27 protein-coding genes are annotated in these 23,572 nt (G+C 70.2%); 17 read left to right on the forward strand and 10 right to left on the reverse strand.

All coding sequences use genetic code 11. From position 1 onward, the window contains the following. The first annotated feature begins 101 nt into the window (after positions 1-101). Positions 102-956, forward strand: coding sequence for a formate dehydrogenase accessory sulfurtransferase FdhD (gene fdhD, locus EDC64_RS03645; protein ID WP_132029844.1), 855 nt, complete (start codon positions 102-104; stop codon positions 954-956). Next, on the forward strand, positions 946-1,176 hold the full coding sequence (locus EDC64_RS03650) for a formate dehydrogenase subunit delta (RefSeq protein WP_132029845.1): 231 nt from the start codon (positions 946-948) through the stop codon (positions 1,174-1,176). Before fdhD ends, EDC64_RS03650 begins: the two co-directional genes overlap by 11 nt. Positions 1,177-1,200: 24 nt before the next feature. Here the strand turns inward: EDC64_RS03650 and EDC64_RS03655 are convergent, their stop codons facing one another. The 3 genes from EDC64_RS03655 to EDC64_RS03665 form a co-directional block, all read right to left on the reverse strand. Beyond that, a complete protein-coding gene (locus EDC64_RS03655; protein WP_132029846.1) occupies positions 1,201-2,316 on the reverse strand; it encodes a cation diffusion facilitator family transporter in 1,116 nt (371 codons plus the stop codon). Between the two features lie 68 nt (positions 2,317-2,384). Continuing rightward, positions 2,385-3,170: a 3-oxoadipate enol-lactonase gene (gene pcaD / locus EDC64_RS03660; protein WP_132029847.1), complete on the reverse strand. Its 786-nt coding sequence runs from the start codon at positions 3,168-3,170 to the stop codon at positions 2,385-2,387. 160 nt (positions 3,171-3,330) lie between these two features. Continuing rightward, the gene (locus EDC64_RS03665) at positions 3,331-5,067 is read right to left on the reverse strand and encodes a tetratricopeptide repeat protein (protein ID WP_132029848.1); all 1,737 of its coding nucleotides are present in this window, start codon (positions 5,065-5,067) and stop codon (positions 3,331-3,333) included. Between the two features lie 286 nt (positions 5,068-5,353). Between EDC64_RS03665 and EDC64_RS03670 the strand changes: the two genes are divergently transcribed. Together EDC64_RS03670 and EDC64_RS03675 are read left to right on the forward strand one after the other, a co-directional pair. Next, positions 5,354-6,223, forward strand: a complete 870-nt coding sequence (locus EDC64_RS03670; protein WP_132029849.1) for a 4-(cytidine 5'-diphospho)-2-C-methyl-D-erythritol kinase — start codon at positions 5,354-5,356, stop codon at positions 6,221-6,223. 31 nt (positions 6,224-6,254) lie between these two features. Next, complete coding sequence (locus tag EDC64_RS03675; RefSeq protein ID WP_132029850.1) at positions 6,255-6,575, forward strand: YnfA family protein; 321 nt, start codon at positions 6,255-6,257, stop codon at positions 6,573-6,575. A gap of 9 nt (positions 6,576-6,584) precedes the next feature. Here the strand turns inward: EDC64_RS03675 and EDC64_RS03680 are convergent, their stop codons facing one another. Then, positions 6,585-7,592 (reverse strand): polyprenyl synthetase family protein, encoded by a 1,008-nt coding sequence (locus EDC64_RS03680; protein ID WP_132029851.1) that lies wholly within the window; start codon positions 7,590-7,592, stop codon positions 6,585-6,587. 111 nt (positions 7,593-7,703) lie between these two features. Between EDC64_RS03680 and EDC64_RS03685 the strand changes: the two genes are divergently transcribed. From EDC64_RS03685 to EDC64_RS03710, 6 genes are all read left to right on the forward strand, one after another. Beyond that, positions 7,704-7,931, forward strand: coding sequence for a putative signal transducing protein (locus EDC64_RS03685; protein WP_132030009.1), 228 nt, complete (start codon positions 7,704-7,706; stop codon positions 7,929-7,931). Further along, positions 7,918-8,703 (forward strand): tRNA1(Val) (adenine(37)-N6)-methyltransferase, encoded by a 786-nt coding sequence (locus EDC64_RS03690; protein WP_132029852.1) that lies wholly within the window; start codon positions 7,918-7,920, stop codon positions 8,701-8,703. The genes EDC64_RS03685 and EDC64_RS03690 overlap by 14 nt, the downstream gene beginning before the upstream one ends. A 31-nt stretch (positions 8,704-8,734) precedes the next feature. Continuing rightward, entirely contained in the window at positions 8,735-9,607 is an 873-nt protein-coding gene (locus tag EDC64_RS03695) for a S49 family peptidase (RefSeq protein ID WP_132029853.1), read from the forward strand. A gap of 9 nt (positions 9,608-9,616) precedes the next feature. Next, positions 9,617-9,808 carry a hypothetical protein gene (locus EDC64_RS03700; protein WP_132029854.1) on the forward strand — a complete coding sequence of 64 codons (192 nt, stop codon included), beginning with the start codon at positions 9,617-9,619 and terminating at the stop codon, positions 9,806-9,808. A 95-nt stretch (positions 9,809-9,903) separates the two neighbouring features. Next, a complete protein-coding gene (locus EDC64_RS03705) occupies positions 9,904-11,121 on the forward strand; it encodes an efflux RND transporter periplasmic adaptor subunit (RefSeq protein WP_245504509.1) in 1,218 nt (405 codons plus the stop codon). Next, the gene (locus EDC64_RS03710; protein ID WP_245504510.1) at positions 11,118-13,109 is read left to right on the forward strand and encodes a MacB family efflux pump subunit; all 1,992 of its coding nucleotides are present in this window, start codon (positions 11,118-11,120) and stop codon (positions 13,107-13,109) included. Before EDC64_RS03705 ends, EDC64_RS03710 begins: the two co-directional genes overlap by 4 nt. Positions 13,110-13,197: 88 nt before the next feature. On the opposite strand, the gene EDC64_RS03715 is transcribed toward EDC64_RS03710, so the two are convergent. From EDC64_RS03715 to EDC64_RS03735, 5 genes are all read right to left on the reverse strand, one after another. Further along, positions 13,198-14,163, reverse strand: coding sequence for a DMT family transporter (locus EDC64_RS03715; RefSeq protein ID WP_132029855.1), 966 nt, complete (start codon positions 14,161-14,163; stop codon positions 13,198-13,200). A gap of 217 nt (positions 14,164-14,380) precedes the next feature. After that, positions 14,381-15,028, reverse strand: coding sequence for a TetR/AcrR family transcriptional regulator (locus tag EDC64_RS03720; protein WP_245504511.1), 648 nt, complete (start codon positions 15,026-15,028; stop codon positions 14,381-14,383). 94 nt (positions 15,029-15,122) lie between these two features. Beyond that, a complete protein-coding gene (proC, locus tag EDC64_RS03725; RefSeq protein WP_132029857.1) occupies positions 15,123-15,959 on the reverse strand; it encodes a pyrroline-5-carboxylate reductase in 837 nt (278 codons plus the stop codon). Positions 15,960-16,026: 67 nt separating this feature from the next. After that, positions 16,027-16,527: a type III secretion system chaperone family protein gene (locus EDC64_RS03730; protein WP_132029858.1), complete on the reverse strand. Its 501-nt coding sequence runs from the start codon at positions 16,525-16,527 to the stop codon at positions 16,027-16,029. A 273-nt stretch (positions 16,528-16,800) separates the two neighbouring features. Beyond that, positions 16,801-17,097: an accessory factor UbiK family protein gene (locus tag EDC64_RS03735; protein ID WP_132029859.1), complete on the reverse strand. Its 297-nt coding sequence runs from the start codon at positions 17,095-17,097 to the stop codon at positions 16,801-16,803. A 165-nt stretch (positions 17,098-17,262) separates the two neighbouring features. Between EDC64_RS03735 and lgt the strand changes: the two genes are divergently transcribed. The 5 genes from lgt to EDC64_RS03760 all read left to right on the forward strand — a co-directional run bounded on the left by lgt (position 17,263) and on the right by EDC64_RS03760 (position 21,765). After that, positions 17,263-18,087 (forward strand): prolipoprotein diacylglyceryl transferase, encoded by an 825-nt coding sequence (gene lgt / locus EDC64_RS03740; RefSeq protein WP_132029860.1) that lies wholly within the window; start codon positions 17,263-17,265, stop codon positions 18,085-18,087. Beyond that, on the forward strand, positions 18,084-19,196 hold the full coding sequence (locus tag EDC64_RS03745; protein WP_245504512.1) for a class I SAM-dependent methyltransferase: 1,113 nt from the start codon (positions 18,084-18,086) through the stop codon (positions 19,194-19,196). The genes lgt and EDC64_RS03745 overlap by 4 nt, the downstream gene beginning before the upstream one ends. Continuing rightward, complete coding sequence (gene pgeF, locus EDC64_RS03750; RefSeq protein ID WP_132029861.1) at positions 19,193-19,960, forward strand: peptidoglycan editing factor PgeF; 768 nt, start codon at positions 19,193-19,195, stop codon at positions 19,958-19,960. The genes EDC64_RS03745 and pgeF overlap by 4 nt, the downstream gene beginning before the upstream one ends. 134 nt (positions 19,961-20,094) lie before the next feature. Further along, positions 20,095-20,733: a hypothetical protein gene (locus EDC64_RS03755; RefSeq protein ID WP_132029862.1), complete on the forward strand. Its 639-nt coding sequence runs from the start codon at positions 20,095-20,097 to the stop codon at positions 20,731-20,733. 99 nt (positions 20,734-20,832) lie between these two features. Next, positions 20,833-21,765 carry a ribose-phosphate pyrophosphokinase gene (locus tag EDC64_RS03760; protein WP_132029863.1) on the forward strand — a complete coding sequence of 311 codons (933 nt, stop codon included), beginning with the start codon at positions 20,833-20,835 and terminating at the stop codon, positions 21,763-21,765. 41 nt (positions 21,766-21,806) lie between these two features. Here EDC64_RS03760 and EDC64_RS03765 read toward each other — a convergent pair whose 3' ends face one another. Further along, on the reverse strand, positions 21,807-22,574 hold the full coding sequence (locus EDC64_RS03765; protein ID WP_207915872.1) for a phosphatase PAP2 family protein: 768 nt from the start codon (positions 22,572-22,574) through the stop codon (positions 21,807-21,809). A 93-nt stretch (positions 22,575-22,667) separates the two neighbouring features. On the opposite strand from EDC64_RS03765, the gene EDC64_RS03770 reads away from it, so the two are divergent. Further along, on the forward strand, positions 22,668-23,168 hold the full coding sequence (locus tag EDC64_RS03770) for a YaiI/YqxD family protein (RefSeq protein WP_132029864.1): 501 nt from the start codon (positions 22,668-22,670) through the stop codon (positions 23,166-23,168). Then, a complete protein-coding gene (locus EDC64_RS03775) occupies positions 23,165-23,554 on the forward strand; it encodes an MAPEG family protein (RefSeq protein WP_132029865.1) in 390 nt (129 codons plus the stop codon). Before EDC64_RS03770 ends, EDC64_RS03775 begins: the two co-directional genes overlap by 4 nt. Positions 23,555-23,572: the final 18 nt, after the last annotated feature.

Below are 23,572 nucleotides of genomic sequence, written 5' to 3' on the forward strand. Positions count from 1 at the left end.
GGCGGGAGAGGGCGGGCGGCGTGGTCCTTTGGCGCGGGACCGCTTGAACTCCCCCCCATTCGGCACGACCTTGACCGCATCGGCCTCGCGCGGTGCCCCTGATGTCTGACAGCCCCTTCATCCCCGATTTCCCCGACCCGGTGCGGCGCGTCGTCCGCGCCGCATGGCGCGAAAACGCAATGACCACGGGCGAGCGGGCGGTGCCGGAGGAGACGCCGGTCGCGCTCACCTATAACGGCACCACCCAGGCGGTGATGATGGCGAGCCCGCGCGACATCGCCGATTTCGCGCTCGGCTTCTCCCTCACCGAGGGCATCGTCGCCTCCCCGGCCGACCTCATCAGTCTCGACGTGATCGCGGTCGAGGACGGAATCGAGGCGCGCATGTGGATCGCGGAGGACCGGATGGCCCGGCTCTCGGCCCGCCGCCGCCACCTCGCCGGCCCGACCGGCTGCGGCCTGTGCGGCGTGGAAAGCCTCGCCGAGGCGATCCGTCCCGCCGCGCACGTCGCCGCCGACGCCATCTTCACGCCGGAGGCGCTGCTCGCCGCCATGGCGCTGCTCGGACCCGCCCAAACGCTGAACCACGCGACCCGCGCGGTCCATGCCGCCGGCTATTTCGAGCCCGGCCGCGGGCTCCTCGCGGTGTGCGAGGATGTCGGCCGCCACAACGCGCTCGACAAGCTGGTGGGCAAGGTGGCGGCCTTGCAGGCGCAGCCGGCGCGCGGCCTGCTCCTGCTGACCAGCCGGGTGTCGATCGAGATGGTGCAAAAGGCGGCGGTGCTCGGCGTCGGGGTGATCGCCGCCGTCTCGGCGCCGACCTCGCTCGCGATCCGCACCGCCGACGCCGCAGGCGTCACCCTCGCCGCCATCGTCCGCCCCGACGGCTTCGAAGTCTTCACCCATCCCGCCCGCATCGCGCCGGGCCCAGCGCAAAAGCAGACCCATGTCGCATAGCACCACCGATCGCCTGGTCTATATGGCGAACCAGATCGCCACCTTCTTCGCCAGCCAGCCCCATGCGGCGGCGATCGCCGGCACGCGCGAGCATATCGAGAAGTTCTGGGATCCGCGGATGCGCACCAAGATCGCCGAGCATATCGCCGCGGGCGGCGAGGGGCTCTCGCCGATCGCGAGGGAAGCGCTCGAAGGCCTGGCACCGGTCAAGGCGGCCTGACGACCCGCTCGCCCGCCGCTCCCGTCACACCACGTGCGACGGGGCGAGCGGACAGGGCAGATCGCCCGCCTCCACCTGAAGCGCGGCATGGCCGATGCCGAACTCGGTCTTCAGGCCCGCACAGGTCTCGGTGAGGAACGCATCGTCGAGCGCCGCGCCCGGGCGCACCAGATGGGCGGTCAAGGCCGTCTCGGTGGTGGAGAGCGCCCAGATATGGAGGTCGTGCACCTCCGCGACGCCGGGCCGGGCCGCGAGATAGGCTTCCACCTTCGGCCGCTCGATGCCAGCCGGCACGGCGTCCATCGCCATGTCGACACTGTCGCGGAACAGGCCCCAGGTGCCGAGAATGATGGCGGCGGCGATGCCGAGGCTGACCACCGGATCGAGCCACAGCGCCCCGGTGACCGCGATCACTCCCGCGGCGACCACCACGCCGAGCGACACCGCCGCATCGGCGATGAGATGCACGAAGGCGCCGCGGACATTGAGGTCGGATTTGCGGTCGGCCATGAACAGCAGCGCCGTGCCGAAATTCACGCCGATCCCGACCAGCGCCACCGCCATGACGATGCCGGTCTCGATCGGCTGCGGATCGGAGAAGCGCGAGAGCGCCTCGACGATGATGCCGCCGGTGCCGAGCAGCAGGATGACGGCGTTGGCGAGCGCGGCGAGGATCGAGGAGCGGCCGAGGCCGAAAGTGCGCCGTGCGGTGGGTGGGCGGGTCGACAGCCAGGCGGCCGCCCAGGCGAGCAGCAGGCCGAGCACGTCGGACAGATTGTGGCCGGCATCGGCGAGCAGCGCGAGCGATCCGGAGAGGAAGCCGAAGATCGCCTCGATCACCACGAAGGCGAAATTGACCGAGGCGCCGATGGCGAAGGCGCGCAGCGAGCGCGGCATCGCATGGGCATGATCGTGCCCGGCATGGGAATGTCCGCCATGGGAATGGCCGGCGTGGGAATGGCCGGCGTGGGAATGATCGTCATGCGGATGATCGGCGTGGGCCGCCGGGCCGTGGCCGCTGGCGGCCGGCGCGGCGTGGTCGTGGGGGCCATGCGCATGGCCCTCGTGCTTATGGCGCGCATGGTCGACGCCCGCAGCTTTGGCGCCCGCTTTGCTCTCGTGCTCCGACTTTCCCGCCATGTTCGTCCCCGTCGCATCGCGTGCGCCAGTAAACACCATTCGGTGTCGGCGCGGTGTCGGTTTCAGCTTCAGGCGGGCGAGATTAGAAAGTCTTCGATCAGGCCGGCGAACGCCTCCGGCATCTCGATGGCCGACATGTGCGCGCAGTCCAGCACGGCGCGCCGGGCGCCGGGGATATGGCCGGCGATGAGGTCGCCCCAGGCGGGCGGCGTCGCCCGGTCGCGCGCGCCGACGATCACCAGAGCGGGCACGCGGATGTGCGGAAGATCGGCGCGGAAATCCATGTCCCGCATCGCGCAGCTCGTGCCCATATAGCCGGCGGCCGGGGTCTGTACGACCATCCGGCGGATCGGCGCCACCGCCTCCGGCCGGGCGGCGCGGAATTCCGGCGTGAACCAGCTTTCGATCACGGCATCCGCCACCGCCGCGGTGCCGGCGCGGCGGATGTGCTTGATGCGCGCCTCCCACAGGCGCGGCGGGCCGGCATGGGCCGTGGTGTTGGCGAGGACGAGGCGGCCGAGGCGCTGGGGCGCGTTGAGCGCCATCCATTGCCCGACCATGCCGCCCAGCGACAGGCCGCACAGATGCACAAGGTCGAGGGACAGCGCGTCGAGAATGTTGAGCAGATCGCGGCCGAGATCGCCCATCGCATAGACCGCGTCCGGCGCAACGCTCTCGCCATGGCCGCGCGCATCGTAGCGCACTACGCGAAAGCGGCGGGCGAGCGCCGGGACGACGGCGTCCCACATTTCGAGGCGTGTGCCCAGCGAATGGGCGAGGACCAAAGCGGGCGCGCCCGCAGGACCGTCGAGGGCGACGCGGAAGCGTTCGCCGGAAAAGCTCAGGACAGGCACGGGAAAACCTCGGCGGGGACCAGACCGATCCGGTCTATCCCCGGCGGCGCCGCGAGGAAAGATGGCGCCACGATCCTGTCGCGCCGGGCCGGGGCGTCCCGCCCGCGGCGGCGCCGCGGGCAAGGGCTCTTCAGGACATTCCAGGAGGCTCCCGGCGGGATCAGCCGCCCTTCTGCTCGGCCTGGGTCACGCTCGGCTCGGCTTCGACCGCGTCGAGCCCGCCCTGGAGCTTCTTGACGATCTTCACCATGTCGTCCGGCTCGGGCTTCAGATCGCGCGCATGGCTCCACTGGAACGTCGCCTCGAGCCGGCGCCCCGCCTTCCAATAGGCATCGCCGAGATGGTCGTTGATGACCGGATCCTGCGGCTTCAGCTCGACCGCGCGCTCCAGCTCGTTGACCGCATCCTCGTAGCGGCCGAGCCGGTAATAGGCCCAGCCGAGACTGTCGACGATATAGCCGTCGTCCGGCCGCAGGGCGACCGCCTTGCGGATCATGTCGAGGCCCTGATCGAGATGGAGGCCCTGATCCACCCAACTATAGCCGAGATAGTTCAGGACGTGCGGCTGGTCGGGATAGAGCTCCAGCGCCTTCTTCAGATCGGCCTCGGCGGCCGCCCACTTCTTGCTGCGCTCGTTGCAGATGCCGCGGAAATAGAACAGCGTCCAGGCGTTGCGCGCCGGGTTGGGCACCAGGGCGATCGCCTTGTCGTAGGTGCCCACGCATTCGGCGAACATCTTGCGGCCCCGCTCGATCCCGCCGAGCGCGACCAGCGCGTCGAGATCCTTCGGATCGGCCGCGATCAGCGCTTCGAGATGCTTGCGGGCGTCCTCGAAGCGGTCGGTGGCATCGAGATTGATGGCGAGCTGCACCTCGGCATTGCGCTTCAGCGGCGAGCCGGCCGGCACCTTCTCGTAGACCTCGATCGCCATGTCCGGCTGCTTGAGCTGCTCGTAGAGATCGGCGAGCGTCAGGCTGGTCAAGGGATGGGCGGGGGCGAGCCAGAGCGCGAGCTGGAGATAGACCAGCGCCAGATCCTCGCCGCCCTGGCGGGCGAGTGCGGCGCCGAGCCCGTAGAGCACCTCCGCGGCTCCCTCCTGCGGGGTCTTCACGAGCGGCGGCAGCGGCTTGCCCTCGCTCAGCTCGGCCATCGCCGCGCCGATGAGGGGATGGCGCGGCAGCAGCTTCTCGAACGCCTGATAGGCCTGGGTCGCGGTGGCGGCACTGGCATTGCGCGACGCCCAGCGGGCATAGGCATCCACCGCCCGCACCGAGGAGGGATCGAACTTCATCGCCGTTTCGAGCCGGCGGCCGGCCTCCTTCTTGAGGCCCGCGGCGTCGAAAATCAGGCCGGCATTGATATCCTTGAAGGCGGAATACCAGTCCGGCCCCTGGAGGCGGTCGATCATCTCGACGCCCGCTTTGGGGTTGCCGGAGCCATACATGGTCCAGGCGGCGAGAAGCGTGGCGGTCAGGTCGCCGATCGGCCCGCGTACCGACAGGGACAGATTGGTGCGGGCGCGCTGATAGTCGCCCTTCTTGATCGAGCGCACCGCGAGCGCGAGCCGGGCGATGCGGTTCGAGCGGTCCATCTTGACCAGGCGCTCGGCCAGCGGAATGGCGTCTTCCACCTCGCCGTCCACCAGCATGGCGAGGAAGGTGCGCTCCATCACCTCCTCGTTGCGCGGATCCATCTTCAGCAGCGCGCGCAGATAGGCGACGGCGGCGTCGGAATCGCGTTCCGCGCCGGCGAGGCGCGCCGCGAGATAGCTGCCGGAAATGGTGGGATCCGTGATCGGCGGATAGTCCGCGCGGGCGGTCGGGGGCGCCGCCACGGCGAAGAACGCGCAGAACACCGCCACGAGGGCCAATGGCGAGCGGGAAAGGAAGATCTTCACCTTGCGGAAATCCTGACGGGCGGTGCTAGGGCGCGGTCTGTCCGGCGGCAGCGCCCCTGCTCCCGCCGGCGATGCAAATCGCCCCTAGCCTTGGACGTAAGAGACACCGTCGCGACCGGCATCAGGTGCAAACCTGTCCCATCCGGTCGAGCCAGCACTCGCGGCAGCAGATACGCGGCACGTGGCGCGAGGATGGCCGCTTTCCCACCGCATCGCAAGTTTGCCGCGTGACGCAGCTCTTCGCGATGCTTGCGGCGGCCGCACGGGCGCGCAATAAACCGAAGCCATGCAGCAGCTTTTGACGCGCGCCCCGGCCAAGGTCAATCTCACGCTGCGCGTGCTGCGCCGCCGCACCGACGGGCTTCACGATCTCGCGAGTCTGGTCGTGTTCGCGGGCACCGCCGATCTTCTGAGCCTGCGGCCGGCGGACGTCTCGGGTCTCACGGTGTCGGGCCCCGGCGCCGAAGCCGCCGGGGCGACCGCCGACAATCTCGTGCTCAAGGCCGTGGACCGGCTCGCCGCCGCTCTGCCAGGGCTGCGGACGGGGGCGTTCCATCTGGTGAAGCGCCTGCCGGTCGCGGCGGGCCTCGGCGGCGGGTCCGCCGATGCGGCCGCGGCGCTGCGCCTCCTCGCCCGGCTGAACGGGTTGCCCGCGGCCCATCCGGCCGTGATGGCGGCGGCCCGCGCGACCGGCGCCGACGTCCCGGTCTGCCTCGATCCGCGCGCGCGCTTCATGGCGGGGACGGGCGAGCGCCTGTCCGCCCCGCTCGCTTTGCCGCCGCTGTTCGCCGTCTTGGTCAATTGCCGCGCGGCGGTGCCGACCGGGCCGGTCTTCCAGGGCCTCGGGCTCGCCCCCGGCGCGGACCTCGCCGGCCCGCCCCCGCTGGACAGCGTCCCCGCGGAGCCCGCGGCGCTGCTGCGCCGCCTCGCCGAAGCCGGCAATGATCTCGAGCCGCCGGCCGAAGCGCTCGCGCCGGGCATCACCGAGGCCAAGGCGCGGCTCGCCGCGGCGCCGGAGGCCCTTTTGGTGCGGATGTCGGGCTCGGGGGCGACCGTGTTCGCGCTGACCGCCGATTGCCGCGCGGCGGCGCGGCTCGCCCGCCGCATCGCGGCGGAAAGGCCGGATTGGTGGGTCCGCCCCACGGTGCTGGGATGACGCGCCGCCCGCGCGGGCAGGAGGCGGCGCCGTGACCCTCGCCGCATATCTGGTCGCGGCCCTCGCGGAGATCGCCGGCTGCTTCGCGGTCTGGCACGTCGTGCGCGGCGGCGGCGCCGTGCTGTGGCTGGTCCCGGGCCTGGCCAGCCTCGCGGTGTTCGCGGGCGCGCTCACGTTTGTCGAATCGGATGCGGCGGGGCGTGCCTTCGCGGCCTATGGCGGCGTCTACATCGCCGCGTCGCTGGCCTGGATGTGGGCGATGGAAGGCGTGCGGCCGGACGGCTGGGATGCCGGGGGCGCGGCGCTCTGCCTGGCGGGCGCCGCCCTCATCGTCTTCGCGCCGCGCGGCTGACGCGCGCCCTCAATGGGCGCGGGAAATGCAGAAATCCACCGCCTCGCTCAAGGCGTCCTTGGCGCCGCCCGCCGGGAACAAAGCCAGCGCATCCTTGGCGATGGCGCCGTAATGGCGCGCCCGCTCGATCGTGTCGCTCAGCGCGCGATGCTTGGTGAGCAGCCCGACGGCATGCGACAGCGCGGCATCGTCCGACGCGCCGCCTTCGAGGCAGCGCTTCCAGAAGGCGCGCTCTTCGGCATCGCCGCGGCGGAAGGCGAGCACCACGGGAAGCGTGATCTTGCCCTCGCGGAAATCGTCGCCGACATTCTTGCCGAGCTTGGCCTGGCTGCCGCCATAATCGAGCGCGTCGTCGACCAGTTGAAAAGCGATGCCGAGATTCATGCCGTAGCTGCGGCACGCGCCCTGCTCGACCTTGGGCCGCTGGCCGAGAACCGCGCCGACCTCGCAGGCGGCGGCGAACAGCTCCGCCGTCTTGCCGCGGATCACGGCGAGATAATCGTCTTCCGACGTCTCGGTATTCTTGGCCGCGGAGAGCTGCATCACCTCGCCCTCGGCGATGACGCAGGCGGCGGTGGACAGAATGTCGAGGCAGGTCAGCGAGCCGACCTCGACCATCATCTTGAAGGCCTGGCCGAGCAGGAAATCGCCCACCAGGACGCTCGCCTCGTTGCCCCAGAGCTTGCGCGCGGCGAGCTTGCCGCGCCGCATGTCGCTCTCGTCGACCACGTCGTCGTGCAGCAAGGTCGCGGTGTGCATGAACTCGACCGCGGCGGCCAGCTTCACATGGCCCTCGCCGCGATAGTCGCTCAGCGCGGCGCAGGCCAGCGTCAGCATCGGCCGCAGCCGTTTGCCGCCCCCCGAAATGAGGTGATTCGCTACCTCCGGAATCATGGCGACGTCCGAACCGGTGCGCGCGAGGATGGTCGCGTTCACCCGGTCCATGTCCGGCTTCACCAGGCGCAGCAAGGCATCCAGCGAGGGTTCATTGGTCTCGAACGGAAGGACGACGGCCAAGGAAGGCTCCCGCTTGTCAATCACGCGGTGGCACCATAGGGATGCCGAAGGGTCCCGTGCAAGCCGCGTGGCGGAAATCGGGGCGTGGCAATAGACCTCGCGGGGGCCGGCATGCGTGAAGTGGTGCGGACCAACGACATGGTCCTGATCTCGGCGGTGGAGGCGCTTTTCACCGGCGCGGAGATCGGCCATCTGCTGGCCGATGCCCATGTCAGCGCGCTGGAGGGCTCGATCGGCATCCTGCCGCGCCGCATCCTCGTGATCGACGAGGATCTCGCCCGCGCCCGGCGTCTGCTGACCGAGGCGGGGCTCGGCGAGGTCCTCTATGACGGCCCCTGAGGCCTTCACCCGCGATGCGGCGCTCGGCGGCCGTCTGCACCTCGTCCAGCCGGCGCGCGGCCACAGATTCGGCCACGACGCCCTCCTTCTCGCCGCCGCCGCGCCCGACGACACCCGGGCGCTGGCCGATTTCGGCGCCGGCGTGGGCGCCGCGGGGCTCGCCGCCCTGATGCGCCTGCCGGCCGCCCGCGGCGTGCTGGTCGAGATCGATCCCGGCCTCGCCGATCTCGCCGGCCGCAATGCCGCCGACAATGCGATGGCGGATCGCTGCGCCGTCGTCTGCGGCGACGTCGCCAGGCTCGGGCGGCCCGGCGGACCGGAGGGGCTCGCGCCCGCCTCGCTCGATCTCGTCCTCGCCAACCCGCCCTTCAATGCGCCCGGCGCCCACCGCGCCTCGCCCGATCCCGACCGGGCGCGCGCCCATATGGCGCAAAGCGGGACGCTCGCGGACTGGGCGACCGCCGCGTATCGCTGCCTCGCGCCCGGCGGGATGCTGGCGATGATCCTGCGGCCGACCGAACTCGCCCCGCTGCTCGCCGCGCTCGAGGGGCGCTATGGCGCGGCGGTGCTGCTGCCGATCCATGCGCGCCCCGGCGCCCCGGCGGTCCGGCTGGTGGTGCGCGCGCGAAAGGGACGACGCACCGCGCCGGCCATCGCGCCCTCTTTCCTCCTCGCCGATGCCGACGGGACGCCCGGCGCCGCGGCGGACGCGGTGCTGCGCGGCCGGGCACCTTTGCCGTTTCCTGATGCCGCTGGGGCAGCGCGACCTTGAATTCTCCCCAATCGCGCCGCATCTGGCGGACATGCCCAACGATATCCTGCCGACCCTGAAGCGTGGCCTCGACCGTCTCCTGCCGACCGCCTGGCGCGGCGGCGGCCCCGTCATCCCGGTGGTGCGCCTGTCCGGCGCCATCGGCATGCCCGGGCTGGTGCGTCCCAGCCTGACCCTCGCCAGCATCGCCAAGCCGCTGGAAAAGGCCTTCGCGCTCAAATCGGCGCCCGCGGTGGCGCTGATCGTCAATTCGCCGGGTGGCTCGCCGGTCCAGTCGCACCTGATCTACAAGCGCATCCGGGCGCTCGCGGCCGAGACCGACAAGCATGTCTTCGCCTTCGTCGAGGATGTGGCGGCCTCCGGCGGCTACATGGTGGCGTGCGCCGCCGACGAAATCGTCTGCGATCCGTCCTCGATCGTCGGCTCGATCGGCGTCGTGTCCGCCGGCTTCGGGTTCGAGAAGCTGATCGATCGGATCGGCATCGAGCGGCGCGTCTATACCGCGGGTGCGCGCAAGACCATGCTCGACCCGTTCGAGCCGGAGCGGCCGGAGGATGTCGAGCGGCTGAAGACGATCCAAAGGGAGGTCCACCAGACCTTCATCGCGCTCGTGAAGGCGCGGCGCGGCGACACGCTGGCCCACACCGAGGAGGACGTGTTTTCGGGCGAGTTCTGGGTCGGGACCCAGGCGCTCGGCCTCGGTTTGGTCGACGATCTCGGGGATCTGCGCAGCGTGCTGCGCGCCCGCTACGGAACCGACGTCCGCCTGCGGGCGATTCCGACCGGCGGCTTTTGGTCGCGGCGCCAGACCGGGATGTCCGCCGCGCTTCCCGGCCTCGGCCTCGCCGAGGGCTTTGCCGGCAGTTTCGAGGAGCGCGCCATGTGGGCCCGCTACGGACTTTAGGAGCGCGCGATGCCGCCTCTCGTTCTTGCCGCCCTCGGCGCGCTCGGTGCGACGGCGCTCGCCCGGCTGCTGGTCCGCGAAACCCGCCGGGTCAATCGCAGCCTCGACCCGCACCGCCCCAATCCGGACGGCGAGCCGCCCGGAGAGACACTCGAACGCGACCCCGAGACCGGCGCCTATCGCCCGCGCCGCCGCGCCTGAAACCCGCGTCCCCCTAAGGTTACAACGAATTCACTAAGTCTTCGGCCGACCCCCTATTATCGTTTCCAGGTGGCCGTTCGGCCCCCGGATGGACGATGATGTTGCAGAAGCTGGATACTGGCTCAGCCCTCGCGCCGCCCAAGGCGCGCCGACCGCGCCGCTTTTGGTGGCTCGCGGCATTTGTTCTGCTCGCCGGGGCTGGCGGCGGCACCTATTATTATCTGTCCGGCCCGCAGGGCGGCGCGGCCGCCCAATACGCCACCGCCCCCGCGGTGCGCGGCGACCTGGAGCAGAGCGTCACGGCGCTCGGCACGATCAAGCCGAAAACCTATGTCGATGTCGGCACCCAGGTCTCCGGCCAGCTCCGCAAGGTGATGGTGGAGATCGGCGACACGGTGAAGAAGGGCGATTTGCTCGCCCAGATCGATCCCACCGTCTACCAGACCCGGGTGATCGGCGATCAGGCTCAGCTCGACAATCTGAAGGCCCAGCTCGCCCAGCAGCGCGCCCAGCTCGACCTCGACCATCTCCGCAACACGCGCGCCAGCCGTCTTCTCTCCACCCAGGCCGGCAGCCAGGACGCCGCCGACGCCGCCGCCGCGACGGTCAAGATCGGCGAGGCGAAGATCGCCGCCCTCGAAGCCCAGATCAAGCAGACCCAGGCGACCCTCGACGGCGACCTCGCCAATCTCGGCTACACCAAGATCTTCGCGCCCATAGACGGCGTGGTGGTGTCGACCTCGGCCACCGAGGGCCAGACGCTCAACGCCAACCAGACGGCGCCGATCGTGCTGCGCATCGCCGATCTCGACACGATGCAGGTCTGGGCGCAGGTGGCGGAAGCCGACATCCCCAAGGTGAAGGTCGGCATGCTGGTCTATTTCACCACGCTCGGCATGCCCGACCGGCGCTTCCAAGCCAATGTGGTGCAGGTTCTGCCGACGCCGGACACCGTCAATGACGTGGTCCTCTACAATGTCCTGATCGACGTGCCGAACACCGAGCGGCTGCTGATGACCTCGATGAGCGCGCAGGTCTTCTTCCTGCTCGGCCAGGCCAAGGACGCGCTTCTGGTGCCGGCGGCGGCGGTGCGGCCGGTGGCGCGCGGCGGACGGCGCGAGGCGCGCAACGAGGCGACGGTGCGCGTGCTCGTCGACGGCAAGCCGCAGGTGCGCCCGGTCAAGACCGGCCTGTCCAGCCGCAGCCAGATCCAGATCGTCGAGGGATTGAAGGAGGGCGAGCGCGTCATCACCTCGCCCGATCCCGCGGCTCAGCAGGCGAACCGGCCGCCGATGCCGCCGAGGCTGTTTTGAGCCTCGCGGAAGCCCGCGGCGCCCCCGAGCGCGTGGCGCAGGACACGCGGCAGCCGCTGCTCGACATCGCCCATGTCAGCAAGATCTACCCGTCCGGCGACAGCGTGGTGCGGGCGCTCGACGACGTGTCGATCCGCATCATGCCGGGCGAATATGTGGCCATCATGGGCCAGTCGGGGTCCGGCAAGTCGACGCTCATGAACATCATGGGCTGCCTCGATCGGCCGAGCCTCGGCACCTATCGCGTGCTCGGCCGCGACATCGCCACGCTCGATGCCGACGACCTTGCGAGCCTGCGCTGCCGCACCTTCGGCTTCGTGTTCCAGCGCTACAATCTCCTGCCCGCCATCACGGCGGAGGAGAATGTCGAGATCCCCGCGATCTATGCCGGGCGGCCGAAGGCCGAGCGGGTGTCGCGCGCCCGCGCTCTGCTCGGCCGGCTCGGGCTCGCCGACCGCGCGGGGCACCGCCCGTCCCAGCTCTCGGGCGGTCAGCAACAGCGCGTCTCGATCGCCCGCGCGCTGATGAACGAGGCGCCGGTGATCCTCGCCGACGAGCCGACCGGCGCGCTCGACAGCCATTCGGGCGCCGAGGTTCTGGCGCTGCTCGCGGAACTCAACCGCGAGGGACGCACCATCCTGCTGATCACCCACGATCCGGAGGTCGCGGCCCATGCCCGGCGGATCGTTCGGCTGCAGGACGGGCGGGTGGTGTCGGACCAGGTGAACGGCGACCCGGCAGAGACACCGCCTGCCCCGCCCGTCGCCTCGACGCTGAAGGTGCGCAACAATTTCCTCTCCGATCTGGGCGAAGCGGTGAAGATGGCGTTCCGCTCGATGCGCGCCAACCTGTTCCGCACGGTCCTCACGCTGCTCGGCGTGATCATCGGCGTCGCGGCGGTGATCGCCATGCTGGGGATCGGCCAGGGCAGCAAGCAATCCGTGCTCGACCGCATCGCCTCGATGGGCACCAATCTTCTGGTCGTGCGCCCCGGCGCCCCCGGAATCCGCTCCACCGGCTCGAACGCCTCGCTCTCCCTCGAAGATGCGCAGGCGATCGCCGACGAGGTCCCGAACGTGCTCGCGGTCTCGCCGGAGCGCTCGACCGGCGCGACGGTCCGGGTGGGCAATATCGACTATGCCACGACCATCCAGGGCGCCAGCCCCGGCTATACCGCCGCCCGCGACCTGGCGATGGCGGACGGCACGATGTTCACCGAGCGGGACGTCGAGGGCTATGCGCCGGTGGTGGTGCTCGGGCGCACCGTCGCCCGCGTCATGTTTCCGGACGGCCGCAGCCCGGTCGGGCGCTACGTGCTGATCAAGAACGTGCCCTATGAGGTCGCCGGGGTTCTGGCGCCGCGCGGCGCCAATGCCTTCGGCATGGACCAGGACGACATCGTCCTGATGCCGATCACCACCGGTTTCATGCGGGTGTTCGGCCGGCGCTTCCTGTCCGCGGCGACGGTCGCCGTGGAGGATCCCGACCGCATCGACGAAACCCAGGAGGCGATCGCCGTCCTGCTGCGCCAGCGGCACCGGGCCGAGGACTTCCAGATCCGCAACACCTCCTCGATCCTGGAAATGGCCACCGCCACGGCCGATACGCTGACCCGCCTGCTCGGCTTCGTCGCCGCCATCTCGCTGGTCGTCGGCGGCATCGGCGTGATGAACATCATGCTGGTGAGCGTCACCGAGCGGACGCGCGAGATCGGGATCCGGATGGCGACCGGCGCGCGGCGCGCCAACATCATGCTCCAGTTCAACACCGAGGCCTTGGTGATCTGCGGCGCGGGCGGGCTCGTCGGCGTCGGGTTCGGCCTCGGCACGGCCCTGTTGCTGAAGAGCTTCGGAAGCCTCGTCATCCTGACCCCCGGTCCCCCGCTCCTCGCCTTCGGCTGCGCCTTCCTGACGGGGATCGTGTTCGGCTATCTGCCCGCCCGCAAGGCCGCCGGCCTCGATCCGGTCGCCGCGCTCGCTTATGAGTGATGCGGGCGAAGGCGCGGTCCGGTCCGGGACCGCGCAAGGCCGAGGCACCTCTGCGGAAGCGTCCGCTCCGGCCTGACGGGATGCCGCGTCAGACCCGCGGCGATGGACAGGGGACGGCGGCCGGAAGCGGGCCGCCGGCCGCGCCCGATGCGGCACTGGCTCCGGCGAGGGTCCGCGCGCGCGCGTCCCGCCGCCCCCGCTGGGCCTCCGCATGGATCGCATAGAGGCCGGCGCCGACCACCAGGGTCGTCCCCACCACGCCCCACATGTCGGGAACATGGGCGAAGATGACGTAGGAATAGAACAGCGCACACGGCACGAGCACGTAGCGGAACGGCGAGAGCACCGCGACCGGCGTGTTGCGGAAGGCGTAGACCATCAGCACGTTGCCGATCGCAAAGGCGGCGCCCGAGCCGAAAATATAGAGCGCCGGGACGAGGCCGGGCAGGCGCCAGGTCTCCCACAGCGAGAAGGCCGCGCTCGCGAGGCACAGACAGATCGCGGTGGACAGCGCCACGACGGAGCCGGGCACGATCTGGGGGATGCCGCGCGTCGAGATATCGCGCAGCGAGCCGAACAAAGCGGCGAGCAATGGCAGAAGAGCGATGATGTCGAACGTCTCGGGATCCGGACGCATCACGACCACCGCGCCGGAAAAACCGACCAGAATGGCACCCCAGCGACGCAGGCTGACCGCCTCGCCGAGCAATGGCACCGCGAGCGCGGTCGTCATCAGCGGCGCCGCCATATAGATCGTCGTCGCCGTGGCGATCGGCAGGAAGCCGAGGGCGAGCACGTAAGCGAAGGTGGTCGCACCGTCGAGGCCGGACCGCAGCATCACGCGCGGTCGCACCACGAGCGGCAAGGCACGCGCCTCGCCCGTCGCGAAGATCACGCCGACCAGGACCAGGATCGCGAAGCCCGAGCGCAGCGTCAGCACCTCGCCCATCGGCAGGCTCGCCAGCGACAGCTTGATCAGCATGTCATTGGTGATGAACATGACCATTGCGCCGATCATGGCGGCGATGCCGCGCAGGGATCCGACCGGTGTCATGTCGAGGGTCCGGAAAAAGGGGCAGAGGAGGGCATCGGTCAAACGCGAGAGGAGACGGAGCGGGGGCCGGAGGCTGCGGATGGGGGGAGTTCTAGCCGATCCGCCCGCCCCGCAGATGCGCGGATTTGGCCGGGCGGCGTCGCGAGCCCGGCAGAAACCGCATGCGTCCACCACATTCCCGCCGCAGGCAATACGGCCGGGTAAATGCCGCGGTCTCTCAGCTCGTCGGCGCCGTCTCCTCCACTTTCGCCCGTCCGCGGCGCGGCTTGCCGAGCGTGGCGATGGTCGCGAGATCGTCGAGCATCCCGAGCAGCTTTGCGCCGGTCTGCAATTCGCGGTCGAGCTGCGCCATGGTGCGGGCGAGGCCGGGATCGTCGTCCTCCAGCCAGACGTCGACCAGCCGCCCGAACAAGAGGGCGAGGCCGTGGGCACGCGCGTCGCCCGAAAGGCCGGTCGCGTCGATTCCGGCGGCGGCCAGCATCCAGCGCTGCGAGCGCACAGACAGACGCAGCAAAGCGAGGGCGAGAAGCGGATTGCGGCGCGCCGAGCGCATCAGCGACGCGACGGCGGCCTTGTGCGGCTCCAGAGCGTCGAGACGCCGCATCAACACCTCGAACAGGCGCTCCTGCGCGGGTTCGGCGAGATCGACACCGTCCGGTCCGCCCTCGGCGAGAACCTGGCGGTCGGTGGCGCGCAGGAAGGCCGCGACGAGATCGAGGGGCGTGCCGTAGGCGGCGCGCAGTTCGGAAAGCGCGACACCGGCCTGCGCCGCCACCGCGTCGAGCGAGACCCGCTCGAAGCCGCGCGTTGCCACAAGGTCGAGAAAGGCCCGCAGGCATGCATCGCGCAACATCTCGGAGGCCATGTGTCTCTCCTCTGCGTGTCTCTCCCTTCGCCTCCGCTTCAGGTGGGCGCGTCGCGGCCGGCGCGCAAGGCCCGGCCGCGCCCGCCCGTCCCGGTCAATGGCCGAGTTCGCGGCCGCGCTGGGTCGCCGCGGCCACCGCTTCGCCGAGGAGAGGTCCGAAGCCGCGCGCCGGATCCATCAGGACGGCGAGTGCCGCGGCCGTGGTGCCGCCGGGCGAGGTGACGTTCTCGCGCAGGGTCGCGGCGTCGGTCCCGGACTGGATCATCAAGGCCCCGGAGCCCGCCACCGTGGCGCGCGCGAGCCGGCCCGCCAGATCGGCCGGCAGCCCGACCGCCGCCCCGGCGGCGGCCAAAGCTTCGGCGAGCAGGAAGACATAGGCCGGTCCGGACCCCGAGACCGCAGTCGCGGCGTCCATCAGCGCCTCGTCCGCGATCCATTCGACCGATCCGAGGGCCGAGAGGAGCGCATGGGCGAGATCGCGCCCCGCCGCCTCGACATGCCGGTTCGGGACCGCCACCGTGATCCCCTGGCCGATGGCGGCCGGGGTGTTGGGAATGGTCCGGACCACCGCGGCGCCGTTCGGCAGCGCCTCTTGAATGAAGTCGATCGTGCGCCCCGCCATGATCGACACGACCAATGTGCCCGGTGCGACGAGGCTGCGAATCGTGGCGAGCACGACCGGCGCGACCTGCGGCTTCACCGCGAGGACGATCACCGCCGGGGCGGGAATGTCGGCAAAATCGGGATTTGCCCGCGCGCCCGCCGCGCCGAGCCGCGCCGCGAGGTTTTCGGCGAGGTTCGGCTCCAGCACCACGAGCCGCTCCGCGGGAAGGCCGAGCCCGAGCCAGCCTTCGAGCATCGCGCCGCCCATTTTGCCGGCCCCAACGAGCACGACGGGGCCGGTCAAGGTCTTCAAAATATCAGCGGACATGAGACAGCCTGAGTAAGGTGGGCGCGGCAGGCCTGCCGTGCCCACGCAGGACGAGGATGCCCTAGTCTTAAGCTTCTCCGACGGTATCGAAAAGCGCTGTATCCATCGCCTCGCGCGCGCTCTTGCCCGCCCAGACGACAAACTGGAAGGCGGGATAGTACCGCTCCACCGCGTCGATCGCGGCGTCGAGGATCGCCTCGCACTGGCGGTCCGACGCCGTGGCGCCCCCCGCGAGCACCAGAGCGTGGCGGAACATGATCACGCCCTCCTGCGCCCACAGATCGAAATGGCCGAGCCACATCTGCTCGTTGACGAGCGAGAGGAGCTTGAGCACTTCGGTCCGGCGCGCGTCCGGCACCTTGAAGTCGAAGGCACAGGCGAGATGCAACGCCTCGATCTCGTCCATCCACTGGAACGAGACATGACAGTCGGTCCAGCGGCTGGTGAGAGAAAGGGTGATCTCGTCCTCGTCGGAGCGCTCGAAGGACCAATCGCGGACGGCGGCGAGCCGCTCCACGAGGTCCACGGGGTTGGCCGGAGCTTCTGCTTCGATGTCAATGAGAGACATGCCTCGACCTCGCGGTTTGAGGGACGCGGAGACGGTCGAACGCGGCACTCTACGGCACTCAAACCAGGGCACCCAAAAGCCAGCCAGGATTTGCGCGACGCAGCGTACCGGCGGCTCCACCGCCTCCAAAGGGCCGGTGTGCCGTGGCGAGCTGCGCCCCGTCGCGCCTAGCGCGACGATCCGGCTCCGAATCGCCACTGAAATCACTATATCGCGGCGCAACCTAACACCGCTACGACATATTGAGGCAGGCGCCCTGCGCCCGCCCTCCGATCAGAGCGGGCCGGGCGCGGGCTCGTCGGACACGGACGGCGATGGCGCGGGGGCAAGGCGAGCCTCCAGTTCGGCGAGGCGCGCGGCGAGCCGCTCGTTCTCCAGGCGCGCGGCGGCGGCCATGTCCTTGACCACCTCGAATTCCTCGCGCTTGACGACGTCCATGTCGCGCATGAAGCGCTCCATCTGCGCCCGCATCGCGGTTTCCGCCTCGCGGCGCACGCCCTGCGCCACGCCGGCCGCGTCGTTCACGAGGCGCGCCATCTCGTCGAAAAGCCGGCCTGTGGTCTGGGTCATCGGTGTCTCCGCTGCGGCGCGTTCGGCCTTGCGATGAGAATGGGGGCGGGCGCGGGCGATCGCAAGGGGCGCAAGGTGGCGCATCCCTTCGGCTTGACGGACGGGGCGCCAGGCGGGCACATGCCCCGGCGGCCGCCGCTCCGGGCCGCCTGTCGAGGGGTCTTCATGATCACCTTCGCGCTGCCCTTTCCGGCGCTCGATCCGGTTCTCATTTCCATCGGCCCGCTCGCGATCCGCTGGTATGCCCTCGCTTATATTTTCGGCCTCCTGCTGGGCTGGCAGCTCGCCCGCCATCTGGTGTCGCGGCCCGCTCTGTGGGGCGGCACCAGTCCGATGCGGCCCGCCGATCTCGACGACGCGCTGTTCTGGGCCACGTTCGGCGTCATCCTGGGCGGGCGCCTCGGCTATGTCCTGTTCTACAATTTCGGCTATTTCCTCCAGCATCCGGCGGAAATGCTGATGGTGTGGAAGGGCGGCATGTCGTTCCATGGCGGGCTTGCGGGCACGCTTCTCGCACTCGTTTTGTTCGCGCGCTCGCGCGGCATCGCCGTGCTCTCGCTGCTCGACGTCGCCGGCGTGGTCGCGCCGATCGGACTGCTGTTCGGCCGGATCGCCAATTTCATCAATGGCGAGCTTTGGGGGCGGCCTTCGGACGCGCCCTGGGCCGTCATCTTCCCCTCCGGCGGCAATGTGCCGCGCCATCCGAGCCAGCTCTACGAGGCGGCCCTCGAAGGGCTGCTGCTGTTCGCCGTGATGCTGGTCTGCGTCCGGCTCGGCGCGCTGGAGCGGCCGGGGCGCGCGGCCGGCATCTTCGGCATCGGCTACGGGCTCGGGCGCATCACGGGAGAGTTCTTCCGCGAGCCGGATCCGCAGGTCGGCTATCTCGCCTTCGGCACCACAATGGGCATGCTCCTGTCCCTGCCGGTGGTGCTGGGCGGGGTGCTGCTGGTGGTCCTCAGCCTGCGGCCGCGGACCGGCGCCGCGTCGTGACGCCGCTCGAGGCGGAGATCCGCGCGCTGATCGCCGCCGAGGGGCCGATGCCCCTCGCCCGCTATATGGCGCTCTGCCTCGGCCATCCGCGCCACGGCTATTATCTCACCCGCGACCCTTTGGGCGCCGCGGGCGATTTCGTCACGGCGCCCGAAGTCAGCCAGATGTTCGGCGAACTTCTCGGCCTGTGGGCGGTGGCGACGTGGCAGCAGATGGGCATGCCGTCGGCGTTCCGCCTGGTGGAACTCGGCCCCGGCCGCGGCACGCTGATGGCGGACGCGCTGCGCGCCGCACGTCTCGTGCCACAGTTCGGCGCCGCCGCCCGCATCCATCTCGTCGAGACGAGCCCGGTGCTGCGGGCGCGGCAGAAGACCGCCCTCGCCCCGATCGCGCCGGACTGGCACGACCGGCTGGAGGACGTGCCGCCCGGCCCGATGGTGCTGCTGGCCAACGAATTCTTCGATGCGCTTCCGGTGTCCCAATTCGTCCGCGGCCCGGACGGCTGGCACGAGCGGCGGGTCGGGCTCGACGGCGCCGGGCGGCTCGTGTTCGGGGCCGATCCGCGGCCCTCGCCGATGGCCGCCGCTCTGGCGCGGCGCGTGCCGCCGCCGCATCCGCCCGGGGCCGTCCTGGAGGCGCCCGAGAGCGGCGCGGCCGCCGCTGTCGCAGCCCGGTTGGCCAGGGAAGGCGGCGCGGCGCTGGTGATCGATTACGGCTATCGCGGGCCGCTGCTCGGCGACACGTTCCAGGCGCTGCGCGGCCACCGCTTCGTCGACCCCCTGGAGGCGCCGGGCGAAGCGGACCTGACCGCGCATGTCGATTTCGCCGCCCTCGCCCGGGCCGCGACCGGGGCCGGGGCGCGCGCCTTCGGCCCCCTCCCCCAGGGGGAATTCCTGATGCGGCTCGGCATCGTCCAGCGCGCCGAGCGGCTGCAGCAGGGCACCAATGCCTCGCAGCGCAAGGCGATCCTTTCCGCCCTCGCCCGCCTCGCCGGAACGGGCAAGGACGAAATGGGCGTGCTGTTCAAGGTCGTCTGCCTGTGCGATCCAGGGCTCGGCGCCCCGCCGGGATTCGCGCCGGAGGAAGCCTTCGCGGAGCCGGACGCATGAAGATCGAAGCCGCCTCCCTCGCCGCCTTGCCGGGGATCCGCCACGCTTTCTTCACCCGCGCGGGCGGCGTGTCCTCGGGACTCTATGCGAGCCTGAACGGCGGCATGGGATCGAACGACCGGCTGGAGGATGTCGCCGAGAACCGGGCGCGGATGGCGCATGCGCTCGGTCTCGCACCCGACCGGCTGGTGGCGTGCTGGCAGGTCCATTCCGCGACCGCGGTGACGCTGACGGAACCCTGGACCCGCGACGACGCCCCGCAGGCCGACGCCATCGTGACGGCAAGCCCGGGGCTCGGCGCGGCGGTCACGGTCGCCGATTGCGGCCCGGTCCTGTTCGCCGATCCTGAGGCACGGGTGGTCGGAGCGGCCCATGCCGGCTGGAAGGGCGCCTTCGGCGGCATCCTCGAAGCCACGATCGCGAAGATGGAGGCGCTCGGCGCCCGGCGCGCGCACATCCGCGCCGCCATCGGCCCGCTGATCCGGCAGGAGAGCTATGAGGTCGGCGAGGATTTTCTCGCCCGCTTCCTCGATGCCGACCGCAGCTTCGCGCGCTTCTTCCGCGCCGCCGAACGGCCGGGCCATGCTCTGTTCGACCTGCCCGGCTTCATCGCCCACCGCCTCGCGCAGGCCGGGATCGTCCATGTCGAGGATCTGCGCCTCGACACCTACCAGGACGAGGCCCGCTTTTTCAGCTATCGACGCGCAACCCACCGGCGCGAGCCGGATTACGGGCGGCTGGTGGCGGCGATCACGCTCGCCTAGAGTAGGCGGAGGCTGTTCGGATCCGGCTTCATGCAAAAATATGTGGTCGCCTTAACGCCACCTTAACCGTTCCTCTGGACCTGCCCGCGAAATGCCGCTAACCCTCCTTCAGACGCAAGAAGGAGGGCAGCCGGATGACCGATGGACCGGTGAACCGTCACGGCACACGCCCATTCCTCGTCATGGCCGCGCTCGGGCTCGGCCTCGCGCTCGGCGGATGCCAGACCGACGGGACCGGATTTGCGAGTTCCGGATCGCGGACACTCGCATTCGAATCCATCGACGGACCGCCGCGCCCCACATTCGAAAAACTCGTCGGCCATCTCACCACCGAGGCCGAGGCGCAGAAAGTGGCAGTGGTCTCCCGCAGCGAGCCGGCCAGCTACCGCGTGCGCGGCTATCTCGCCGTCAATTCCTCGCGCGACAAGACCGCCGTGGCCTATGTCTGGGACGTCTTCGACGCCAGCAAACAGCGCGTCGCGCGGGTCTCCGGCGAGGAAGTCGTCAAGCGCGCGAAGGGCGACGCCTGGGCGGCGTGCGACGAGGCCGTCCTGACCAAGATTGCCGGCATCTCCATGGCTTCGCTCGCTGAAACGATCGGGGTTCCGGTCGCTGGCGCGACGCCGCAGACTGCCAAGCCCGCGGAAACGGCAGCGGCCCCAGCCGAAGCGCCTGCGCCGCAGGAGCCCGCGCCGCGCGCACCGGCCCTCTCGGCCGATGAAGTGCCGGTCGCACAGACCGCCGCCTCCCCCCTCGCTTACGCCCAGCAGTGATCGGCTTTACAAAACACCTCCCGCCCGTCAATCAGTGCGACGAAGGGTCGGCCCCTTGAGTCTCGGGGCAAGCGGAATGTCGAGCGAGAGAACGGACCTATGAAGCTTGTCGCCGGAAACTCCAACCGGGCGCTTTCGGAAGCGATCGCCGCGTATCTCTCGACCGCTCTGACAAAGGCGGTGGTTCGCCGCTTCGCCGATATGGAGATCTTCGTCGAGATCCAGGAGAACGTGCGCGGGCAGGATGTCTTCGTCATCCAGTCCACCTCGTTCCCGACGAACGACCACCTGATGGAACTGCTGATCATCACCGACGCGCTCCGCCGGGCGTCCTGCCGGCGGATCACGGCGGTGCTGCCTTATTTCGGCTATGCCCGACAGGACCGCAAGCCCGGCCCCCGGACACCGATTTCCGCCAAGCTGGTGGCCAATCTCATCACCCATGCCGGCGCCGACCGGGTGATGACCCTCGATCTCCATGCCGGCCAGATCCAGGGCTTCTTCGACATCCCCACCGACAATCTCTATGCCGCGCCGGTCATGGTGCGCGACATCAAGGACCGGTTCGACCTCAGCAATCTGGTGGTGGTCTCGCCCGACGTCGGCGGCGTGGTGCGCGCGCGGGCACTGGCGAAGCGCATCGACGCCCAGCTCGCCATCGTCGACAAGCGCCGCGAGCGCCCGGGCGAGAGCGAGGTGATGAACGTCATCGGCACCGTCGAGGGTCGGTCCTGCATCTTGGTGGACGATATCGTCGATTCCGGCGGCACCCTGGTGAACGCCGCCGAGGCGCTGCTGGAGCGCGGCGCCAAGGAAGTCCATGCCTATATCACCCATGGCGTCCTCTCCGGCGGCGCGGTGGCGCGCATCACGGCGTCCAAGCTGAAGGAATTGGTGATCACCGATTCCATCCAGCCGACCGAAGCGGTCCGCGTCGCGCGCAATATCCGGGTTCTGTCGATCGGCACGCTGATCGGCGAGGCGATCGCCCGCACCGCGCACGAGGAATCGGTCTCCTCTCTGTTCGACTGAGAAAGCCGTCCTGGGATCGACCCCAAGGCTCCGTGTCCGGATTACGTGTCCGGGCCGACGCGACCCTCCGGCTCGACATCGCCGTGCATCTGCAGCCAAAGCAGGATGAGCCAGCACAAGCACGCCCAGCCGGCGCCGAGCGCCCAGCCGCCCAGCACGTCGGTCGGCCAATGCACGCCGAGATAGACCCGGCTCACCCCGACGATCACGGTGACGCACGCGGCGAGCACCAGCAGGAAGACCTTGACCCTCTGGCGGGGCTGGGAGCGGGCGAGCAGCGCGCCGAGCGTCAGATAGACCACCGCCGACATGGTGGAATGGCCGCTCGGAAAGCTCGACGTATAGACTTCCATGCCGTGCGGCACGAGATCCGGCCGGGGACGGGCGAACCCCCATTTCAGGGCGCTGGAGAGAACCGTCCCGCCCGCCACCGAGACGAACACCATCAAGGCGGTGAGCCGCTTGTGGATCAGGAGGAGATAGATCAGGACGGCGAGGGTGACGAGGGTGAGGATCGTCGTGCCGCCGAGCGCGGTAATATCCCTGACCGCTTCCTCCATCCAGCGCGGGCCGATCGGATCGGAGGCGTCGCCGGGCGCGCGCAGCGCCAGCAGGATGCGTTCGTCGATCTGCCGGGTCTCGTTTTCCGTCACCTCGTCCGCGATCGCGAGGAAGGCGTAGAAGGCGAGCGCCGCGCTGGCGATGATGGCGAGGGTCACCCGCTCCATTTCGCCGACGCGAGAGAAGACCGGGCCGAGCACCGGGATCCGGCTCAGGCCGGCGAGCAGGGGAGAGAGGATCCGCTTCATGCCGCTTCCAGTGCCGCGAGACGGACACAGCGTCAACCGCCCCGGCATTGCACCGCACCGCCGGGCCTGCGAAGAAGGCGGATGCCGCCTCCAATGCCCGCGCGCGCCGCGCCGATCGCGATCTTCGTCGATGCCGATGCCTGCCCCGTGAAGGAGGAGGTCTATCGGGTCGCGGAACGCCACCGGATCGGCGTGCACGTGGTCGCCAACGCGCCCATCGCCGTGCCGCGCGCCGCCTTCATCCAGCGGGTCGTCGTGCCCAATGGTCCGGACGTGGCGGATGATTACATCGCCGAGCGGGTGTCGAAGGGGGACATCGTGGTCACCGCCGACATTCCACTCGCGAGCCGCTGCGTCAAAGCGGGGGCGGACGTGATCGCGCCGACCGGCCGGGCCTTCACCCCGGCTTCCATCGGCGACGCGCTCGCCACCCGCAACCTGATGGAAGCGCTGCGCTCCGCCGGCGAGACGACGAGTGGACCGCGTCCCTTCGAACGGCGGGATCGCTCCGCTTTCCTGTCGGCCCTCGACCTCGCCATCGTCCGCCTGAAGCGGGCGGGCTATCTCACCGGACCCGCGGAGACTGCGCCATGACCGTGGAACTCGCTTATCTCGCCGCCAGCATCGTCCTGGTGTTCGTGCAAGTGATGCTGGCGGCCGCGGCCGCGACGCGGGTGCGGGGACGCGACTGGAATGCCGGGCCGCGCGACGCGCCCGCCGCCCCGCTCGGCCCCGTCGGAGGACGCCTGGAGCGCGCCGCCCGCAATGTGTTGGAGACGTTTCCGCTGTTCGCGGCGGCCGTGCTGACGGCGCATGCCGCCGACGCCCAGTCCTGGCTCAGCGTGGCCGGAGCCAGCCTCTATTTCTGGGGCCGCCTCGTCTATCTGCCGCTCTATGTGCTCGGCATTCCCTATATCCGCTCGCTGGTCTGGATGGTCGCGACGGCGGGGATCTTCCTGATCCTCGCCGCCCTCATCTGACACGCCCTCGTCTGACAG

Origin of the sequence: Aquabacter spiritensis (genome assembly GCF_004346185.1) — a bacterium.
GTDB classification, from domain to species: domain Bacteria; phylum Pseudomonadota; class Alphaproteobacteria; order Rhizobiales; family Xanthobacteraceae; genus Aquabacter; species Aquabacter spiritensis.

Excerpts from the sequence above, each read along its gene's own strand:
- EDC64_RS03655 (WP_132029846.1), bottom strand. The coding sequence starts at position 2,316 with ATGGCGGGAAAGTCGGAGCACGAGAGCAAAGCGGGCGCCAAAGCTGCG.
- EDC64_RS03715 (WP_132029855.1), bottom strand. The coding sequence starts at position 14,163 with ATGACACCGGTCGGATCCCTGCGCGGCATCGCCGCCATGATCGGCGCA.
- fdhD (WP_132029844.1), top strand. The coding sequence starts at position 102 with ATGTCTGACAGCCCCTTCATCCCCGATTTCCCCGACCCGGTGCGGCGC.
- EDC64_RS03760 (WP_132029863.1), top strand. The coding sequence starts at position 20,833 with ATGAAGCTTGTCGCCGGAAACTCCAACCGGGCGCTTTCGGAAGCGATC.
- EDC64_RS03765 (WP_207915872.1), bottom strand. The coding sequence starts at position 22,574 with ATGAAGCGGATCCTCTCTCCCCTGCTCGCCGGCCTGAGCCGGATCCCG.
- EDC64_RS03685 (WP_132030009.1), top strand. The coding sequence starts at position 7,704 with ATGCGTGAAGTGGTGCGGACCAACGACATGGTCCTGATCTCGGCGGTG.
- EDC64_RS03690 (WP_132029852.1), top strand. The coding sequence starts at position 7,918 with ATGACGGCCCCTGAGGCCTTCACCCGCGATGCGGCGCTCGGCGGCCGT.
- EDC64_RS03730 (WP_132029858.1), bottom strand. The coding sequence starts at position 16,527 with ATGTCTCTCATTGACATCGAAGCAGAAGCTCCGGCCAACCCCGTGGAC.
- EDC64_RS03705 (WP_245504509.1), top strand. The coding sequence starts at position 9,904 with ATGATGTTGCAGAAGCTGGATACTGGCTCAGCCCTCGCGCCGCCCAAG.
- EDC64_RS03720 (WP_245504511.1), bottom strand. The coding sequence starts at position 15,028 with ATGGCCTCCGAGATGTTGCGCGATGCATGCCTGCGGGCCTTTCTCGAC.
- EDC64_RS03755 (WP_132029862.1), top strand. The coding sequence starts at position 20,095 with ATGACCGATGGACCGGTGAACCGTCACGGCACACGCCCATTCCTCGTC.
- proC (WP_132029857.1), bottom strand. The coding sequence starts at position 15,959 with ATGTCCGCTGATATTTTGAAGACCTTGACCGGCCCCGTCGTGCTCGTT.
- EDC64_RS03700 (WP_132029854.1), top strand. The coding sequence starts at position 9,617 with ATGCCGCCTCTCGTTCTTGCCGCCCTCGGCGCGCTCGGTGCGACGGCG.
- lgt (WP_132029860.1), top strand. The coding sequence starts at position 17,263 with ATGATCACCTTCGCGCTGCCCTTTCCGGCGCTCGATCCGGTTCTCATT.
- pgeF (WP_132029861.1), top strand. The coding sequence starts at position 19,193 with ATGAAGATCGAAGCCGCCTCCCTCGCCGCCTTGCCGGGGATCCGCCAC.
- EDC64_RS03670 (WP_132029849.1), top strand. The coding sequence starts at position 5,354 with ATGCAGCAGCTTTTGACGCGCGCCCCGGCCAAGGTCAATCTCACGCTG.
- EDC64_RS03650 (WP_132029845.1), top strand. The coding sequence starts at position 946 with ATGTCGCATAGCACCACCGATCGCCTGGTCTATATGGCGAACCAGATC.
- EDC64_RS03775 (WP_132029865.1), top strand. The coding sequence starts at position 23,165 with ATGACCGTGGAACTCGCTTATCTCGCCGCCAGCATCGTCCTGGTGTTC.
- EDC64_RS03695 (WP_132029853.1), top strand. The coding sequence starts at position 8,735 with ATGCCCAACGATATCCTGCCGACCCTGAAGCGTGGCCTCGACCGTCTC.
- EDC64_RS03735 (WP_132029859.1), bottom strand. The coding sequence starts at position 17,097 with ATGACCCAGACCACAGGCCGGCTTTTCGACGAGATGGCGCGCCTCGTG.
- EDC64_RS03770 (WP_132029864.1), top strand. The coding sequence starts at position 22,668 with ATGCCCGCGCGCGCCGCGCCGATCGCGATCTTCGTCGATGCCGATGCC.